We start from the raw sequence: 18380 nt of genomic DNA, 5'->3' as shown, positions 1-18380 counted from the left end.
TTATATATTATGAGAGTATGTAACTAAGCATACTTTTTTATTCAAAGAGGGAATTTTGGCTAATTCAATTATATTAAAATCACTATTAGAAACGATTAAATGGCTATTCATTTGGCTAACTGTAGCAGGCCTTGTACTAGGTGTTTTAAGCCAAGGCTTTATTTTTGATACAAGCGATGGGCTTGACGTTTTATTAATTATTGTGCTTTTGATGTTTCAACATCGGTTAAAGTCTGATGAACACAATAATCAAATAGATATAAAGTTGGGGGCTTATTTTTTTAAGAAAGAAATCTTTACGTATAGTCACCACTCCATTGATACAAACAGTATAAACACAATATCGTTTAGAGCAGATAAAGCTGTAAATATCATAGATATCAATTACACCTCAGCACAAGGCAAATTGAGCACTTATACGTTTAGGTGTTTCAAGCAAGACAAACAAGCGCAGCTATTAGTGAATAAGCTTTCAACCGTTGAGCGCGTTTATACTGCTAAACGTGAAGAGGCCGAGGCTGAAAAAACAAACTCAGCAACAGTAAACAAATTTTCAAAAATATTCCCACAAAATACTATTTTAGGTAATGCTGAGGCTAAAAATAATATTCCTATACTTAGATGCGCGCTACCACTCCCTGATAGTAAGAAAAACTTAGTTCATTTCATTGTTGTGTGTTTTGCTTTGCTTTCGCTATTTATTGCGTTCTCATCACAAAACTGGAAACCTTCTTTTGCATTTTTAGTAATAACTTATGCAAGTTATTACTTCGCTAGGGTTATTGTTTGTAATAAATACTATTTTATAAAAACAGCGCCCTTAAGCTCCATTATCATAAACGATGATGAGCTTTATTTACCTGCATTATTATTTACCGATCAAAAACCGCGTACATTAACTAAGCAGGATATTATTAGCATTGAGGCTAAGTGGAATTACGATTACGACTCAGTTGAAGGAGCAATTGGAAGAACAACTAAAAGGTCGCATTTAATCTCACTAGTATTTAATACAACAAAGGGGCAGAGTATCCCACTGTCTCATTGGAGTGTTGATAGTAAAACACTTGTGTTTTCATTATTAAAATATAAATATCCAGTATCGTTAGACAGAACAAGCCAAATGGTTTACCCATTTAAACTTCACGTAGGGCTATTCGTTTTTTTGTTTATACTCATTATACTTGTTATGAGCCTGCCAAAAATTATATCTACTTAATGATAGGTACTTTTGTATAGGCGCTGATTACAGTTCAATGCAGCGTGGTCACGCCGTTTTTAGGTTGCTAACTTTTAAGGATAAAGTTTTGAAAAATATATTTAAATTTATAGTCGTTCTTACCGCAAGTTTGTGTGGTTATGCACACGCACAAAATAACCTAACACTTAATTATCAAGTCACTAAAGAGTTAAATCATTTTGCATACATTAAAATAAAAGTCACCGATAAATACCTCCGTACAGACTATGTTTTGCCAAATAAAACCTTTACAGAAATGACTATTAAAGATGATGGTCAATATATTTTAGATCATCAAAAAAATATCGCATACAGATTAGATTATGCTTTAAATAAAGAAAATAGTGATAAAGCTTTTACTGATATGATGAAACACGCGCCAGGGTTTACTAAAGAACAAATTTATGAAATGAGCTTAGATCCTAAAAACGACCCTAATAATTATATCGCTTACGAAAATGAAGGAGAAAACATATTTATAGGGTATTTTGATGATGAAAAAATCCAAACAGTAAAAACGAGCTCATTCCCAAACCAATTTCTATCATCTGCTGAATATACTTGGCTTTTAAAACGAGCACGAGAAGATACTTATTTTGGAAAAACGTTTGTTGGTTTTTTAGATGTGCCTTTAATAGATTTTATGCGTAAATTTAAGTACGAAACAAATCAAATACCGACAGAAATATCATTGCATAATGAAGGCAAAGCTGTTTTTTTAAAGACTGTTAGTAACAGTGAAATAGATGAAAGCGAAGTTGAAATAGAGCCTCAGTTTATGATTAAAGACATAACTAATGAATCGGTTCAATTTTTGAAGAATTTAGAGAGTATTGCTAGGGAACAAGGAGTAATAGAATGAAAAAAACCACAAAAAAACTTATTAGATTAATGGCTGCGTCACTTATTGGTTTAATGCTTTTGAGTTATGGGCTCTTAGCAATGACTCTTGATACTGAGTCTAATCCAATAATCAACTATATCTGTATAGGAGGAGGGTTTATTTTCTGCATGGTTATAGTCATATTTGTTGTGAAAGAAGGTCTGAACAATCAGAGCATTCCTAAATAGTCCTTTAGGTCCAACGTTTGTTAATTTGAATTAACCTTTTGCAAATGCAGCTTTTTAGGTAGTACATTAGTACTTAATTATGTAAAAACATTAGAATTAATAAGGATAACTGATTAGTTAGATGGTCCAATTATTCCTATAATGCTCTATACTAATAACAATAAAAATTTATGGTGAAGGTAAATGTTAAAAAGAAATATTTTGTTGAATGTAACAAAAAATAATAAATTAATGCTCGTTGCAACAACAATATTTGTTCTTATAGCTTTGCCTTCTCTATACATGTTCGATCAAAAAGTAAGAAGTGATGTTTATAATTCAGCTCAAATAGAATTAAAGCGTGAACTTGAAACAAAGAGCTATTCATTAAAAAAACATCTTAAAGACAGTGTTACCGCCATTCGTTTTTTAGATGCTACACCACCAATACAAGGCATTACCCGCGCTAAAGAAAATAAACTAATTGATCCTGTTCTCGGTACGCCAATAGATGTTTGGCAAGAGCGCTTAGCAAGTATTTTTACTGGTTTTATGCAGACCGATGACAGTATTTTGCAAGCTCGCTATATTATGCTCGAAGATGGTGGGCAAGAGATTGTTAGAGTTGACCGAAATCAACTTGGAGAGATTAATCGACTGCAAGGTCTGCAATTACAAAAAAAAGGTCAACGCGATTACATAATCAAAGCAAGCATGCTTGATAAGAAAAGTGTCTATATTTCTCCAATTAACTACAACCGTGAAAATGGACAGATACAAGAACCTTATATAAGCACTTTTCGTGTTGCTAAGCCTGTTTTTGATGAAAATAATAAAATATTTGCAATATTAGTTACTAATTACTTCGCGGATAAATTACTTGAAGATTTAACAGTTGAATCTCCACAAGGGACGCAGATTTACCTTATGAATAATGAAGGTGAATTTTTATATCATCCAAACCCTCAACTTCGATTCCGTTTTGAATTTAATAAAACTAAAACATGGTCTGAAGAATTCTCTACTGCAACCACCATGACAGAGCAAGGCACTTTACCAATAAGTAATTATCCAGTGGCTTACACTTTAAAAAAACGAATTTCGATTGAGGGTGATATAGCCATGCTACCTTTAGAGCTTGGTGTAAGTGTTGATACAAAAACATTGTTTGCAAAGGTGAATGAGAGACGTCAAAACTTTATTGCAATGTTAGTGGTATTTTTTAGCATATTTTTAGTTATTGCTTTTTTATACCAACGTTTTATAAACCGTAAGCTGTTAATTAATTCTCTAAAAGAGCAAAACAATAAAGTAATAGAAAATTCTTTGGATGCTATTTTTACAATTGAGCAAAACGGCGAAATTGTTCACTTTAATAATACCGCTAAAGAGGTTTTTGGTAGTTCAATTACAGGCACTAATCCTGATTTTGTCTCGCTGTTTAATTTAAACAACGCAGACACTAATTGTATTCAAGAGACTATTACAAACGGTTCAAAAATGCCGTTTGAAGCTATCTACACAGATGGTTATGGCAACAAACAATACTTTTCTATCACGCTTAGTAGTATTTTTGACGTATATACTAACCGTTATCAGGTAGCGGCTATTTTAAGAAATATTAGCTCATTAAAAAATACGCAATCAGAGCTCGAAGCGTTAAACAGTACTCTGGAGCTAAAGGTTTCACAAAGGACCATTGAACTAGAACGTGCAATTGACCAAGCATTAGCAGCAAGCCATGCAAAAAGTGACTTTGTAGCAAATATCTCTCACGAAATACGCACACCGATGAATGGCGTTTTGGGTATGCTTGAAATGCTCAAAGAAGATGGCTTAACCGAACAACAATACCATTATTTAAAACTAGCAAATAGCAGTGCTAATTCACTAATGAATTTGATAAACGATATCCTTGATTTTTCTAAAATAGAAGCTGGTAAGCTTGATATTGATAATCATACATTTGATGTTGTTACAGTATGTAGCGATATGATTAGCTCTTTAGCGTTACAAGGGCAACGAAAGGGTCTTGAAGTATTTTTAGATACTAAAGATGTAGTAGACAGAATGGTTATTGGCGACAGCCATCGACTTAAACAAATTTTAATTAACCTAGTTAATAATGCGTTTAAATTTACTCATAGAGGTGAAGTAAGTTTAACTGTTGGCTCTAAGTACATTACTGACTCAAAGTTATTAATGAGCTTTACAATAAAAGATACCGGAATTGGTATAGCGCCTGAAAACATAGACAAACTATTTGAAGTATTTACACAAGAAGATTCAAGTACGACCCGCCATTTTGGTGGTACAGGCTTAGGTTTATCTATATGTAAAAAACTTGCTCAGTTAATGGGTGGTAATATTACGGTTATAAGTAAAAAGGGCGCGGGTAGTACCTTTACCGCAACGGTTGAGCTACATGTAGCACAAGAGAAAAAACTAAACACAGGTATTGAGCTTGCTACAAGTATTAACGTAGCGGCATTAATAGCGCGCGATAACGTTTACAAAAACGTGTGCGACTTATTGTTATTAACCTGCAAAGTAAAAGCAGAAAACATTGTACGACTTGACTATTTTAGTGAGCACAAAGAGTTTGAAGCTGATTTATTATTAATTGATGATGAGCATCCTCAAATTGATGCGTTAATTGATTACTGTAAACAGTTTAATAAAAAGTATGTTTTAATTTTACGAGATATGGTGACAGATAAGCCAATCAAAACGGTATTACCTGAAGGCAGCCATATTTTAAATAAACCACTCACTCAAGATCAATTTAGCTATAAGTTAGCCAGCTTATTTGGTGCTAGTAGTGACTGTATTATAGCGCCACCTAAAGGCTTGGAAGAGGAACAAGTAGAGCCTGACCTATCTGCGTATCATGTATTATTAGTTGACGATAATATGATAAACATTGAAGTAGCTAAGGCAATATTAAAACGTACTAAAGTAAAAATCACTTGTGCGTCAGACGGTATAGAAGCCTTAGAAGCACTGAGAGAAAACGAAGAGCAAGCTTTTGATGTTATATTAATGGATTGCCAAATGCCCAATTTAAATGGCTACGATACCACAAGTGAAATTAGAAATAGTAAGGCAGGGGTAGATTATACTCACATACCGATTATCGCTATGACAGCGAGTGCGATGGAAGGTGATAGAGAGCGTTGTTTAGCTGCTGGAATGAACGACTACATTACTAAACCAATTAAACCACAAACTTTAAAAGACAAGCTAATTACTTGGTTAAGTTAATCGTTTTGAAAATCAGCTGCTAAGCAGCTGATTTTTTTGGTTTGGTATTTGTTGACGTATTTAAAGGCGTGTTAAGAATAGCTATGTCTGCGCTATCGAGTATAAATTGTGTATCTGACCAATGTAGTAATTCTATCTTTCCATCTTGCTGCTCTACAAGCGCAGTACAGCTCTCAATCCAATCACCATCGTTACAGTACATAATACCGTCATCCACTTTAATTTTGGGATGGTGAATGTGTCCACAAATAATACCGTCTACGTTTTGTTTTTTAGCTTCATGAACTGCGGCATCTTCAAAGGCACTAATCGCTTCTCGAGCTTTGTGTACCCGAGCTTTTATCCACGATGCAAGCGAGTAGTAGTTACCACCAAATATTTTACGTATACGATTGGTCCAGCGATTTAAAAATAATAAAAAGTCGTATCCTGCATCCCCCGCAATACTAACAAGTTTGTTATAACGAGTCGCTGAATCAAAGTCGTCGCCGTGTATAAGTAAAAACCGTTTATTAGCTTTAGTGGTGTGAATAAACTGCTGGTGGATTTCAACACCAAATAATGTTTGATTTATATAGTTTCTAAACGCTTCATCATGATTACCGGGAATATAAATGACACGTGTACCGCTAGCTGCTTTTGTTTGTATGCAGTTTAATACTTCATAATGAGAAGGGTGCCAATAAAACTGTCGCTTCATTGACCATAAGTCAATAATATCACCCACTAAATAAAGTGTGTCAGATTCTACCGAGTTTAAAAAATCAAGTAAGTAATCAGCTTTACAATCTTTGTAACCTAAATGAACATCAGATATCCAAATGGCTGGATAATGTTGTTTTTTACGCAGTTGATTGTTTGTCATGCCCGTCATCCATAGTGTAATAATTAAACACTGTAGATAAATCTAATGACACTTATGAGACACTTTAGCGAAGCCTCCATGACAATTTATACCAAGGCACGTAATTAAAAGATTTCTATAAAGCTACGAAAGGTGAGTCTTTGAGCAGCTATTATTACGCATAAAAAAGGCCGCATTTTAAATGCGGCCTTTTAGTTTATTTTGAGCGTGCGTGTTATTAACCTTTAACAGCCGCTTTAATTGCATCAATTGCTGTATCAATATCAATCATTAGCTTTTCACCGGTGCGGCGGTTTTTAAGCTCAACTTTATTCTCGTCAAGGTTACGCTCACCAATTACAAGCGTGTAAGGTACACCAATTAGCTCCATGTCATTAAACATAACACCAGGGCGTTCTTTACGGTCATCAAATAACACATCAAGACCTGCATCTTTTAAACCCTGGTAAAGGTTATTTGCAATATCAGGAATACGATGCGATTTGTGCATGTTCATTGGAACAATCGCTAAATCGAATGGCGCGATTGATTTTGGCCAAATGATCCCGTATTGATCGTTGTTTTGTTCAATAGCAGCTGCAACAATACGTGAAACACCAATACCGTAACAACCCATGGTCATGGTTTGGTTTTTACCACCTTCGTTTAATACTCCCGCTTTCATTGCTTCTGAGTATTTAGTGCCAAGTTGGAATATATGACCTACTTCAATACCGCGTTTTATTTGTAAAACGCCTTGGCCACATGGGCTCATATCGCCTTCAACAATATTACGAATATCAGCAACTTCGTAATCAGTTACGTCACGATCCCAGTTAATACCACTGTAATGCTCGTCGTCTTTATTAGCACCGGCAACAAAATCAGCAAGGATATTAGCGGCTCTATCAACAATAATAGGCATAGATAAGCCCACAGGGCCTAATGAACCAGGTTTTGCACCAATAGCAGCAACAATATCTGCCTCTGTTGCCATTTCAAGCGGAGAGTCTACTAATGGGTGCTTTTCAGCTTTTAATTCATTTAAATCATGATCGCCACGAAGTACAAGCGCCACTAAACCACGTACATCGTTTTCATCAGGTGCACCGTAAACAATTAAGGTTTTAACACCACGATGAGGTTTTACACCGTAATGCTTTTTAAGCTCATTAATTGTTTTAGCGTCAGGAGTAGGGAATGCTTTTAACTCTTTACTTGCTTCTGGGCGTGGATCGTTTGGCGCTAGTGCTTCTGCTTTTTCAATATTAGCTGCGTAATCACTGCCATCACTAAATGCAATGGCATCTTCGCCCGACTCAGCAAGTACATGAAACTCGTGCGATAGGCTACCACCAATAGACCCAGTATCAGCAAGTACAGGGCGGTAATCAAGGCCTAAACGCTCAAAAATGTTACAGTATGCTTTATGCATTGCTTGATAAGTCGCATCTAAACATTCTTCACTTAAGTGAAAAGAGTAGGCATCTTTCATTGTAAATTCACGAGCTCGCATCACACCAAAGCGAGGGCGGCGTTCGTCGCGTACTTTAGTTTGTACTTGATATAAAGTAACTGGTAACTGCTTGTAGCTGCTTATTTCTTTACGTACGAAATCAGTTATTACTTCTTCGTGTGTTGGACCAAGTGCAAACGTACGGTTATGACGGTCTGTGAAGCGCATAAGCTCAGGACCAAATTCATTCCAACGGCCAGACTCTTCCCACAAATCAGCGGGTTGAATTACAGGCATTAGCATTTCAATAGCACCTGCTTTGTCCATCTCTTCGCGTACAATGTTTTCTACTTTACGTAGCACACGTAAACCAGAGGGTAACCAAGTGTATAAACCCGAAGCGACGCGACGGATCATACCGGCTCTAAGCATTAACTGATGCGATACGATTTCAGCATCTGATGGCGTTTCTTTAAGTGTTGCGAGTATATATTGGCTTGTACGCATGTTTTTTCCGAAATAGAGTAATTATGTTCTTTTAATAGAGCTTAAGTTTAACAGCGGATGCTTTTACACTAAAGCGCTAAGTGAGTTATTTAGTTTTTTTCTATGTTTGTTACTACGTTATGCTCGCCATTGACTTGCCAGCGAATATTATAATTGTACAAAGTCATACCATAGCTTTGCTCGCCGTCTTTTTGTTTTTTATAGGCAGGGCGGGGATCTTGTTTTAAAACATTAGCTATAAAATCATGTAAATCTGGGTATTGTGTTTGCGCATTAACAAACTCAATTGCCTGAGGGCTAAATTCAACCGTCATTTGTGTTTCTGGGCGTGTATCTGCAAAGCCAGCACTGGCGTCAAGCATTGCATCTGAATAGGGTAAGTACGGTTTAATATCGATAATGGGTGTGCCATCAAGTAAATCAATGCCAGCGAGTAATAAACTAAGTTGTCCGTTTTTATATTCAATACCTTCAAGTTTTACTGCGCTCATACCAATCGCGTTTGGTCTAAATGTAGCCCGGGTAGCAAATACACCTTTTCGCTCATTCCCACCTAAACGAGGTGGGCGCACCATAGCAGAATAACCTTTATCGGCCGTTTCATGAAAACGAAATAACAACCAAATATGAGTAAATTCATCTAAACCACGTATAAACTCTTCGCGATTAAAATCAGGTGCAAAAATAAGTTTTGCCTTAGCTTGTGGCACTAAACGAGGCTGCCTAGGTATTGCAAACTTTTGTTTATAAGGAGATTCAATGTGGCCAATAGCCGAAATGGTATAATCGCTCATAGTACTCGGGTACAAATAAAATAGAGCGCTATTCTACCTGCATTTAGTATTTATGGCATTAGTGTAAGTAAGTTTATTGCGTATACCAATTTTATTAAAAATATGATTATTCAAGCGCATTAAATAGCGCACTTACTTCGTTAAAAATTATTCATATAGACCATCTAGTTTAAAATCAATTATTAGACTGAGTGGTTTATATTTTGTATTAATATATTTAAAAAGGACCTAAAACAAAAAAGGGCAAGCTAATAAGCTTACCCTTTTCAAACATGTTAAAGATTAATTAAAACATGTATTGAACTGATACAGATGCTACATCCATGTCTGGATCAATATCGTCATCAAGTTTGTAGCGTTCGTACTCTAAACGAAACTGTACATTTGTTGTAAGTGCGTATTCAATACCCGCACCGTAAAATGCATCACCACCATCTGTAGAAGCTGTTACACCACCTACTGGTAAATCTTGTGTGTAATCTGCATCCCACTCAAGCCAACCGCCTTTTGCATATACAGAAAAGCTCTCTGTTATTGGGTAGCCCAAACGTGCGGCAAGCGATACGCCATCAATTTCAGCTTTGCTGTCTATATCACTTACTTCATCAAAGTTTTGATAAGCAAGTTCTAAGCTTAGGTATTCGTTAAACTGAGTACCAATATAGCCTTTAAGCATTTGTGCATCGTCGTCAAAGTCAGTGTCGTTGTCACTGTCTTCAAATTCAAAAGAATATTGACCGTAACCGATACCAGTATAAATACGTGGAGAATCGAAATCAGAAATGTCAGCGTGTGCTGCAGAGTTAAAACCCAGTGTTGCTAGTGCAATAGCTGAAAGAGAAAGTGTTTTAATCATTGAATAGCTCCTTTACAAAAAATAATCAAATGCTTGATTTCATTAATCAAACTTCAATTATCTACTTGCAGCGAGCGTGCCAATATTAAAATGGATTAAAAACACGCCACAATTAGTTCTTTTGTATTGGTTTTTGCATTGTTTAGCGTGTTTTATAATCAAAGTGAACTTTTGTGTAATCGTGTACTCTAAAATAAGTTGTATGTTTTACAAAGTATAATGAGTTTTTTACATAGCCTTACTTTATTCAAATTACTAATTAGACTTCGTGAAGTAAGTTTTCTGTTTCAATTGCTATTTCTTTCATTTTTATAGCGTAATTTTCTAATTTAATGTCTTCATCTGTCACTGCTTTAAACGAAGGCACTTCTATTGGGTAGCCCGTTTCATCCATTGCAATAAAGCTGATAACACAATGGTTTGTTTCAACCATATTTTGCGTTTTTGGATCGCCACACCTAACTTGAATAAATATTTGCATGCTACTTCTACCCGTATGGGCAATTTTAGCTTCTACTTCGACTATTTGACCCACTAAAATAGGGCGTCTAAATTTAACACCCGCAACCGAAACAGTTACGCAGTAATGACCACTCCAACCTGCAGCGCACGCATAACCTGCTTGGTCAATCCACTTCATGACGGCCCCACCATGAACTTTACCACCAAAATTAACATCAGTAGGCTCTGCTAAAAAACGAAAAATAACTTTTGACGACGGCATAAATAACACTCTTATTATTAAAACTACTATTAGCATAACGTAAAAAAGGGGCCGAAGCCCCTGCAATTTAGGATATGTTTATAATTTATATGTAAAAAACGTAGTTATATAGCTATACAGCGCATAATTTAGTTACATATTAGGATAGTTTGGCCCACCTGCACCTTCAGGTGTTACCCATGTAATGTTTTGGCTTGGATCTTTAATATCGCAGGTTTTACAGTGCACACAGTTTTGGGCATTAATAACAAACTCTTTATTGCCTGCAATTTCTTGTACTTCGTAAACGCCTGCTGGGCAATAACGTTGTGCGGGTTCATCAAATTTGACTAAATTTACATTAATAGGAATTGACGCATCTTTAAGCTTTAAATGACACGGCTGTGATTCTTCGTGGTTAGTATTTGATAAAAATACACTTGAGAGTTTATCAAAGCTAAGGTGTCCATCTGGTTTTGGATATGCAATTTTGTCAGCGGCGTTAGCATCAACAAGGGTAGAGTGATCGGGCGTATTATCTTTAAACGTAAAGGGTAAAGCGCCATTAAAGATGTTTAGATCAAGCGTATTGTACGCACCACCTAAAAATTTACCGAGTTTGTGCATAGCAGGGCCAAAGTTACGAGATTGATATAGCTCTTTATATGCCCACGATTGCTCAAACGCAGTTTGATAATGAGTTAAATCGGTATTTGCTAACTCATTTTGCAATGCTTCAAAAATAACCTCAGCGGCAATCATTCCCGATTTCATTGCAGTGTGATTACCTTTAATTTTTGCAAAATTAAGAGTGCCTGCATCACACCCTACAAGTAAACCACCAGCAAAATGCATTTTTGGTAATGAATGCAAGCCACCTTTAGCAATAGCACGCGCACCGTAAGCAATACGTTCAGCGCCTTCAAGTACGTTTTTAAATACTGGATGGTGCTTCATTCGCTGAAACTCATCAAACGGGCTCAAATGTGGGTTTGAGTAATTTAAATCAACAATTAAACCAACAACAACTTGATTGTTTTCACTGTGATACATAAATGCACCACCATTAGTATCGCCGCTAAGTGGCCAACCTGTACCATGAACTACCTTGCCAAGCTCATGTTTACTTTCATCTATTTGCCAGATTTCTTTAAAGCCTAAACCGTAATGCTGCGGCGATGAATCTGCATCAAGTGCAAACTCATTGATTAGTTGTTTACCTAAATGACCTCGGCAACCTTCGGCAAAAATAGTGTATTTTGCACGAAGCTCCATGCCTGGCATGTAACCGTCTTTTTCATTACCATCTTTGTCTACACCCATATCGCCAGTAATAATGCCTTTTACTGCTTCATCTTCAATTATTAAAGAGTGTGCGCTAAATCCTGGAAATATCTCTACGCCTAAGCTTTCAGCTTGCTCTGCAAGCCATCGACATACATTGCCCATAGATACAATGAAGTTACCATCATTATGAAATGTTTTTGGTGTAGCAAAGTGGGGGATTGATGTCGCTTTTTGCTCGTTATTAAACCAATAAATTTCATCATTAGTTACTTTGGTTGTAACCGGTGCGCCAAGCTCTTGCCAATTAGGTAGTAGTTCATCCAAAGCTCTGGTTTCAAAAACAGCACCAGAGAGTACATGTGCACCTACTTCAGAACCTTTTTCGACTACGCAAATCATGCACTCTTGTTGTTTTTCTTGTGCTAATTGCGCGAGTTTAATTGCACTTGAAAGCCCAGCAGGGCCTGCACCAACAATTACTACATCAAATTCCATGGTTTCACGTTCGACCATAATAACCTCTTTATCTATGACGGACTTATTTGAATGTTTACTACGCATTTAAATAAGGTGTACAGCCTATTTATAACCTTGCAAATTAAACGTTACAGACTGTGAATAGTTAAAGGTTATTTTAGGTTGACGTTTACGTCAACAGGAAGTAGTCTAATTTCATAAAATAAATAGGTTGACGTGCACGTTACCTTGTAGGTTTAAATAATTATGGAGTTCCTATGAAAGTTCTCGTACCAATAAAAAGAGTGATTGATTACAACGTAAAAGCACGCGTTAAAAGTGATAACAGCGACGTTGATTTAACCAACGTTAAAATGGCAATGAACCCGTTTTGTGAGATTGCTATAGAAGAAGCAATTCGCCTTAAAGAAGCCGGTACCGCCACTGAAGTGGTTGCCGTAACTATTGGTCCAAAAGCATCACAAGAACAATTACGCACAGCATTAGCATTGGGCGCTGACAAATCCATTCACATCGAAACCGATGAAAAGCTCGAGTCACTTCATATTGCAAAACTACTCGCTAAAATTGTAGAGCAAGAAACGCCTGAACTTGTCATTTTAGGTAAGCAGTCAATTGACTCAGATAATAATCAAACAGGTCAAATGCTTGCTGCATTAACTAATCGCGGGCAGGGTACATTTGCATCAAAAGTAGTTATTGAAAATGGCAAAGTAAACGTAACACGCGAAGTTGATGGCGGGCTGCAAACGGTAGCACTTAATTTACCGGCAGTTGTTACAACTGATTTACGCTTAAATGAGCCTCGCTATGCATCACTGCCAAATATTATGAAAGCCAAACGTAAGCCGCTTGAAGTAATAGCAGCAGATTCGCTTGGTGTTGATTTAACACCGCGTATGCAATTAATAAGTGTAGAAGAGCCAGCTAAACGCACCGCAGGAATTATTGTAGAAGACGTAGCGCAGCTTGTAGAAAAATTAAAAACAGAGGCAAAGGTGATTTAAATGAAAACACTCGTAATTGCAGAGCACGACAACGGTGCCTTAAAACCAGAAACCTCAAAAACTATTAACGCCGCAGTAAAAATGGGTTTTCCTATTGATGTACTAATTGCAGGTAACAACTTAAGCGCAATGAGCTCACAAGTGGCCAGCATTGATGGCGTAGCTAATGTTTTAGTTGCTGATAATAGCGTTTATGAACATCAGTTAGCTGAGAGCATGAGCGATTTAGTTTTATCGCTTAGCGATGACTACAGCCACATTGTTGCAAGTGCAACGACAACAGGCAAAAACTTTATGCCACGCGTTGCCGCGCTATTAGATGTTGCGCAAATTTCTGAAATTATCGCAGTAGTGGACACAGATACATTTAAACGACCTATTTATGCAGGTAATGCAATCGCCACGGTTAAATCACTCGACAGTAAAAAAGTAATTACCGTACGTGCCAGTAGCTTTGATTTACAAGGTGAGCAATCAGCTGTTGCTATAACAAATGTAGATACAGTATCAGATTCGCAGTTAAGCAGCTTTGTAAGTGTTGAACAAACAGAATCAGAACGCCCTGAGCTCACGGCTGCCACTGTCGTTATATCGGGTGGTCGCGGTATGCAAAACGGCGAAAACTTTGCATTACTTAATGGTATTGCCGATAAACTAGGTGCAGCTATTGGTGCATCGCGTGCAGCTGTTGATGCAGGCTTTGTACCTAACGACATGCAAGTAGGGCAAACAGGTAAAATTGTAGCGCCTAATTTATACATTGCAGTAGGTATTAGCGGTGCTATTCAGCATTTAGCGGGTATGAAAGACTCAAAAGTAATCGTCGCGATTAATAAAGACCCTGACGCACCTATTTTTCAGGTAGCTGACTACGGTTTAGTGGCAGATTTATTTGAAGTACTGCCACAGTTAGAGAGTGCTTTATAGTCTTTAACTAAACAAACTTATTCTGGTTGAAAGCCGTGGTGCTCTTTGAGTGCTGCGGCTTTTTTATTCGGTAAATTAAAGACACAAAAAAACCAGCCAATTGGCTGGTTTTTAGTATTTATAAACGGCTAACTTAGTATTAGTAAGTTGCGCTGCCTTTAGTACGAGGGAAGGCAATAACGTCACGTACGTTGCCCATACCTGTTACATAAGCAACTAAGCGTTCAAAGCCTAAACCAAAGCCTGAATGTGGCACGCTACCGTATTTACGTAAATCGCGGTACCAGCTGTAATCTTCTTTGTTTAAGCCCATTTCTTCTAAGCGTGCATCAAGCACATCAAGGCGTTCCTCACGTTGTGAACCACCAATGATCTCACCAATACCAGGTGCTACAACGTCCATTGCGGCAACGGTTTTACCGTCTTCGTTTTGGCGCATGTAGAATGCTTTAATATCACGTGGGTAGTTTTTAATAACTACCGGTGCTTTAAAGTGCTCTTCAGCTAAGTAACGCTCGTGCTCAGACTGTAAATCTACGCCCCATTCAACAGCGTACTCAAACTTTTTGCCACAGTTTTTAAGGATTTCTACAGCGTCTGTGTAGTCAACTTGTGCAAAGTCTTTATCTACAAATTCTTCTAAACGCGTAATTGCGGTTTTTTCTACACGTTGTGCAAAAAATTCCATGTCATCACGGCGCTCTTCAAGTACGGCTTTAAACACATACTTAAGCATGTTTTCAGCAAGTTTTGCTATGTCTTCTAAATCTGCAAACGCTACTTCAGGCTCTACCATCCAAAATTCTGCAAGGTGTCGAGATGTATTTGAATTCTCTGCGCGGAATGTAGGGCCAAATGTATAAATTTTTGACATTGCAGACGCGTAAGTTTCGCCATTTAACTGACCAGATACAGTAAGGAATGCTTCTTTACCGAAGAAATCTTCGCTGTAATCAACTTCGCCTTTGTCTGTAAGTGGTAAGTTTTGCATATCAAGCGTTGATACACGGAACATTTCGCCAGCACCTTCACAGTCACTTGCCGTAATGATTGGCGTGCTGATCCAGTAAAAGCCTTGCTCGTGGTAAAAACGGTGAATAGCTTGTGCTAAACAGTTGCGTACACGAGTTACCGCGCCAATCATATTTGTACGAGGGCGAAGGTGAGCGTGCTCACGTAAGTACTCAATGCTGTGGCGTTTTGCCGACATTGGGTATGAATCTGGGTTCTCTACCCAACCTAATACAGTCACTGAGTTAGCTTGAATTTCGTAAGATTGACCTTGGCCAGCAGATTGAACTAAAACACCAGTAACCGACACAGAACAACCGGCTGTTAAGCTAGTAACTTCATCATAATTATTCAGTGAATTAGGAACTACCGCTTGAATAGGATCAAAACACGAACCGTCATGAACGGCTAAAAATGAAATTCCTGCTTTTGAATCGCGGCGAGTACGGATCCAGCCTTTAATTGTTACTTGGCTGTCTACCGCAACATTGCCTTTTAATAGCTCTGAAATCGCTAAATGGCTCATCTTCACTCCAATGATATAAGTTGCCTAACTATTTTATTTTAACTGTGCGCAACACTCGGGCATAAATTGCACATAAACGGCGCTGCACTTGAACCCTGTATCTTACCTAGTAAAGTTAAATAAAAAAACTATTGTGGGCAACTCTTTAAAAGTTTTTATGCATGCGGTTTATTTTTAAACAGTTTTTAGAGTTTAATTGCCACTATTATGATTTGTTGCTCTGAAATTTAATGATTTTGTGGCATTATTAACATCCAAACTAAATTAATATTTATTCACCCTTAAAAAATCGATGCTATGAAACAAGTTTTTATTTTACGAGGACTACCAGGAAGTGGTAAGTCTTACTACGCGCAAAGCCTTGCTGACGAATTAGGTGGAGCCGACGAAAGTCAGTATCTAATTTGCTCAACTGATGATTACTTTAATAATGAGCAGGGCGAATATCATTTTGATAAATTTAAGTTACCACAATTTCATAATTTAAATTTGGCGCGCTTTATAAATGCACTTGCTCAAGGCATTCCATTGGTGATTGTAGATAACACCAATATTAAAAAGTGGGAATTTATAGCTTACTCTCAAGCTGCCGTTGCTTTAGGTTATCAAGTAAAAGAAGTGATAGTGGGTGAAGTAAAAGACAAAGCTATGCAGCACCTATACGCTAAACGAAACTCACATAATGTGCCGCTAAAAACTATAAGTAAAATGGCCTACATGTTTGAGTGGTAATCACTTAGAGATTAGATAAGGCTTTTATATCGCATTGTGTAATGGCATCTAAATGAGCAGTGATTTTTTCATTGCTCCAATCCCACCAAGCTATATCTAGCAGCGTATTTATTGTTTTATCGTCAAATCTGGTTTTTATCACTTTAGCGGGATTTCCACCTACAACGCTATAAGCAGGTACATCGCAGGTAACAACTGATTTACTGGCAATAATAGCGCCGCTGCCAATTTTTACCCCGGGCATAATTGTAGCGTTATAACCAATCCAAACATCATGACCAATTTCTGTATTGCCTTTAAAGGGTAAATCATTTGATTTTGGTACAAATTTTTCCCAGCCATTACCAAATATAAAAAATGGATAAGTAGAAAATCCAGAAGTTTGATGGTTAGCGCCATTCATTATAAAAGTAACGTCTTTAGCTATCGCACAAAACTTACCTATGATCAGACGATCCCCAATAAAATCGAAATGGTAAAGCACATTTTTTTCAAAATTCTCAGGGCCATCAGGATCGTCATAATATGTATAATCGCCTACTTCAATATTGATAGAAGTAATATAGTTTTTTAAAAAACCTACTTGAGGAAAACCTTCCATTGGTGAAGGATTATTGGGGTTTGGTCCGTTCATGGGGTTTCCTCTTAACTTTGAGTTAGGTATAGATATTAATCTATAGATTTATAAACGGCTAGTGGGTGCGATGTGCTTAGTGATACATGCACTTCGTCGCCTGGGTTTACCACAACTTCATGGCTTACTCGGCTAGTTACCACCGTAGAACACGCAAGTTTTACAGCGCACAAGCGGCTGCCACCTTCAAAGCGTACCCAAATCACTTCGCCGTTATTACCAACACTGCTTTGTACAAGCAATACATCGTCAGGGCGTAGTAGTACATCAACGTCGCCACTTTCACAGTCAACGCCATGAGCTGGCGCATTACCAATTGAGGTAGTGGCTTGTCCTTGGCTAAATTGGCCGCTAATAAAGCTGGCTTCACCTAAAAAACGTGCTACAAAGCGATTGTTTGGGGTACTAAAGCAGCGCTCGGGTGTATCGATTTGCTGAATTTTACCGCCTTTAAGCACACCAACACGATCGCCAACTGAGAGTGCTTCTTCTTGGTCATGTGTTACCCAAATCGCCGGTACGCCAGCGGCTTTAAGTGCGTTTCTAATATCCCAACGAAGCATGTCTTTAAGAGCGGCATCTAAGTTTGAAAGCGGCTCATCAAGTAATACAAAGTCAGGTTGGTGGGCAAGGGTACGCGCAAGTGCAACGCGCTGCTTTTGTCCGCCAGAAAGCGTTGCTGGTTTTTTGTCTCTAAAATCGCTCAACCCAAGTAGGTTTATCCAATACTCAGCAGGGGCTGTATCTTTTAATCTAAAGCAAATGTTTTGCTGTACGGTTAAGTGCGGAAATAACGCAAAATCTTGAAATACCATGCCTACACTGCGTTTTTCAGGAGGTATTGTTAATTTGGGTGTAGCGCGCCATTTACCTGTGTTTATTTCGCCTTCGCTAATAGGTATAAGGCCAGCAAGGGCTTGTAAAATTGTACTTTTACCACAACCTGTTGGCCCTACAAGCATAAGGATTTCGTTTTCACCCAGCGAAAAGTTTAAATCGCTTACTACGCGGTTACTGCCATAATCTATAGACAACTGACTTACAGATAGCATTGTTTCTTAAATC

Annotated in this window: 16 protein-coding genes; 7 read left to right on the top strand and 9 right to left on the bottom strand. The window is 37.6% G+C overall.

Going from position 1 to position 18380, the window contains the following annotated elements; translation table 11 throughout:
• Window positions 1-55: 55 nt before the first annotated feature.
• From H5117_RS09115 to H5117_RS09100, 4 genes are all read left to right on the top strand, one after another.
• Window positions 56-1219: a hypothetical protein gene (locus H5117_RS09115; protein ID WP_182737321.1), complete on the top strand. Its 1164-nt coding sequence runs from the start codon at window positions 56-58 to the stop codon at window positions 1217-1219.
• Between the two features lie 88 nt (window positions 1220-1307).
• Window positions 1308-2102: a hypothetical protein gene (locus H5117_RS09110; protein WP_182737319.1), complete on the top strand. Its 795-nt coding sequence runs from the start codon at window positions 1308-1310 to the stop codon at window positions 2100-2102.
• Window positions 2099-2311, top strand: coding sequence for a hypothetical protein (locus H5117_RS09105; RefSeq protein ID WP_010552728.1), 213 nt, complete (start codon window positions 2099-2101; stop codon window positions 2309-2311). The genes H5117_RS09110 and H5117_RS09105 overlap by 4 nt, the downstream gene beginning before the upstream one ends.
• Window positions 2312-2494: 183 nt before the next feature.
• Window positions 2495-5554 (top strand): ATP-binding protein, encoded by a 3060-nt coding sequence (locus H5117_RS09100; RefSeq protein ID WP_259404303.1) that lies wholly within the window; start codon window positions 2495-2497, stop codon window positions 5552-5554.
• A gap of 19 nt (window positions 5555-5573) precedes the next feature.
• On the opposite strand, the gene H5117_RS09095 is transcribed toward H5117_RS09100, so the two are convergent.
• The 6 genes from H5117_RS09095 to H5117_RS09070 form a co-directional block, all read right to left on the bottom strand.
• Window positions 5574-6419 carry a UDP-2,3-diacylglucosamine diphosphatase gene (locus tag H5117_RS09095; protein ID WP_024596856.1) on the bottom strand — a complete coding sequence of 282 codons (846 nt, stop codon included), beginning with the start codon at window positions 6417-6419 and terminating at the stop codon, window positions 5574-5576.
• Window positions 6420-6636: 217 nt separating this feature from the next.
• Window positions 6637-8361 carry a proline--tRNA ligase gene (locus tag H5117_RS09090; protein WP_182715517.1) on the bottom strand — a complete coding sequence of 575 codons (1725 nt, stop codon included), beginning with the start codon at window positions 8359-8361 and terminating at the stop codon, window positions 6637-6639.
• 89 nt (window positions 8362-8450) lie between these two features.
• Complete coding sequence (gene tsaA / locus H5117_RS09085; protein WP_182737317.1) at window positions 8451-9155, bottom strand: tRNA (N6-threonylcarbamoyladenosine(37)-N6)-methyltransferase TrmO; 705 nt, start codon at window positions 9153-9155, stop codon at window positions 8451-8453.
• Window positions 9156-9441: 286 nt separating this feature from the next.
• Window positions 9442-10011 carry an outer membrane beta-barrel protein gene (locus H5117_RS09080; protein ID WP_002961225.1) on the bottom strand — a complete coding sequence of 190 codons (570 nt, stop codon included), beginning with the start codon at window positions 10009-10011 and terminating at the stop codon, window positions 9442-9444.
• A 259-nt stretch (window positions 10012-10270) separates the two neighbouring features.
• Window positions 10271-10735, bottom strand: coding sequence for an acyl-CoA thioesterase (locus H5117_RS09075; protein WP_002961226.1), 465 nt, complete (start codon window positions 10733-10735; stop codon window positions 10271-10273).
• A gap of 132 nt (window positions 10736-10867) precedes the next feature.
• Window positions 10868-12514 carry an electron transfer flavoprotein-ubiquinone oxidoreductase gene (locus H5117_RS09070; protein WP_182737314.1) on the bottom strand — a complete coding sequence of 549 codons (1647 nt, stop codon included), beginning with the start codon at window positions 12512-12514 and terminating at the stop codon, window positions 10868-10870.
• Window positions 12515-12735: 221 nt separating this feature from the next.
• Between H5117_RS09070 and H5117_RS09065 the strand changes: the two genes are divergently transcribed.
• Together H5117_RS09065 and H5117_RS09060 are read left to right on the top strand one after the other, a co-directional pair.
• Window positions 12736-13485 (top strand): electron transfer flavoprotein subunit beta/FixA family protein, encoded by a 750-nt coding sequence (locus H5117_RS09065; RefSeq protein ID WP_154903072.1) that lies wholly within the window; start codon window positions 12736-12738, stop codon window positions 13483-13485.
• Window positions 13486-14412: an electron transfer flavoprotein subunit alpha/FixB family protein gene (locus H5117_RS09060; RefSeq protein ID WP_182737312.1), complete on the top strand. Its 927-nt coding sequence runs from the start codon at window positions 13486-13488 to the stop codon at window positions 14410-14412.
• Between the two features lie 139 nt (window positions 14413-14551).
• Here H5117_RS09060 and asnS read toward each other — a convergent pair whose 3' ends face one another.
• Window positions 14552-15949, bottom strand: coding sequence for an asparagine--tRNA ligase (gene asnS / locus H5117_RS09055; RefSeq protein ID WP_024596826.1), 1398 nt, complete (start codon window positions 15947-15949; stop codon window positions 14552-14554).
• A gap of 297 nt (window positions 15950-16246) precedes the next feature.
• Here asnS and H5117_RS09050 point away from each other — a divergent pair, with 297 nt between their 5' ends.
• The gene (locus H5117_RS09050; RefSeq protein WP_002961231.1) at window positions 16247-16681 is read left to right on the top strand and encodes an ATP-binding protein; all 435 of its coding nucleotides are present in this window, start codon (window positions 16247-16249) and stop codon (window positions 16679-16681) included.
• 4 nt (window positions 16682-16685) lie between these two features.
• Here H5117_RS09050 and H5117_RS09045 read toward each other — a convergent pair whose 3' ends face one another.
• Both H5117_RS09045 and H5117_RS09040 read right to left on the bottom strand, forming a co-directional pair.
• Entirely contained in the window at window positions 16686-17315 is a 630-nt protein-coding gene (locus H5117_RS09045) for a Vat family streptogramin A O-acetyltransferase (RefSeq protein WP_024604311.1), read from the bottom strand.
• Between the two features lie 35 nt (window positions 17316-17350).
• The gene (locus tag H5117_RS09040; protein WP_024604310.1) at window positions 17351-18367 is read right to left on the bottom strand and encodes an ABC transporter ATP-binding protein; all 1017 of its coding nucleotides are present in this window, start codon (window positions 18365-18367) and stop codon (window positions 17351-17353) included.
• Window positions 18368-18380 lie beyond the last annotated feature (13 nt).

The organism is Pseudoalteromonas sp. SG45-1 (assembly GCF_014164135.1).
In the GTDB taxonomy this organism is placed as follows: domain Bacteria; phylum Pseudomonadota; class Gammaproteobacteria; order Enterobacterales; family Alteromonadaceae; genus Pseudoalteromonas; species Pseudoalteromonas distincta.
This window is presented reverse-complemented; position numbering and strand designations above follow the sequence as displayed.

Excerpts from the sequence above, each read along its gene's own strand:
- H5117_RS09105 (WP_010552728.1), top strand. The coding sequence starts at position 2,099 with ATGAAAAAAACCACAAAAAAACTTATTAGATTAATGGCTGCGTCACTT.
- H5117_RS09100 (WP_259404303.1), top strand. The coding sequence starts at position 2,495 with ATGTTAAAAAGAAATATTTTGTTGAATGTAACAAAAAATAATAAATTA.
- H5117_RS09095 (WP_024596856.1), bottom strand. The coding sequence starts at position 6,419 with ATGACAAACAATCAACTGCGTAAAAAACAACATTATCCAGCCATTTGG.
- H5117_RS09090 (WP_182715517.1), bottom strand. The coding sequence starts at position 8,361 with ATGCGTACAAGCCAATATATACTCGCAACACTTAAAGAAACGCCATCA.
- tsaA (WP_182737317.1), bottom strand. The coding sequence starts at position 9,155 with ATGAGCGATTATACCATTTCGGCTATTGGCCACATTGAATCTCCTTAT.
- H5117_RS09080 (WP_002961225.1), bottom strand. The coding sequence starts at position 10,011 with ATGATTAAAACACTTTCTCTTTCAGCTATTGCACTAGCAACACTGGGT.
- H5117_RS09075 (WP_002961226.1), bottom strand. The coding sequence starts at position 10,735 with ATGCCGTCGTCAAAAGTTATTTTTCGTTTTTTAGCAGAGCCTACTGAT.
- H5117_RS09070 (WP_182737314.1), bottom strand. The coding sequence starts at position 12,514 with ATGGTCGAACGTGAAACCATGGAATTTGATGTAGTAATTGTTGGTGCA.
- H5117_RS09065 (WP_154903072.1), top strand. The coding sequence starts at position 12,736 with ATGAAAGTTCTCGTACCAATAAAAAGAGTGATTGATTACAACGTAAAA.
- H5117_RS09060 (WP_182737312.1), top strand. The coding sequence starts at position 13,486 with ATGAAAACACTCGTAATTGCAGAGCACGACAACGGTGCCTTAAAACCA.
- asnS (WP_024596826.1), bottom strand. The coding sequence starts at position 15,949 with ATGAGCCATTTAGCGATTTCAGAGCTATTAAAAGGCAATGTTGCGGTA.
- H5117_RS09050 (WP_002961231.1), top strand. The coding sequence starts at position 16,247 with ATGAAACAAGTTTTTATTTTACGAGGACTACCAGGAAGTGGTAAGTCT.
- H5117_RS09045 (WP_024604311.1), bottom strand. The coding sequence starts at position 17,315 with ATGAACGGACCAAACCCCAATAATCCTTCACCAATGGAAGGTTTTCCT.
- H5117_RS09040 (WP_024604310.1), bottom strand. The coding sequence starts at position 18,367 with ATGCTATCTGTAAGTCAGTTGTCTATAGATTATGGCAGTAACCGCGTA.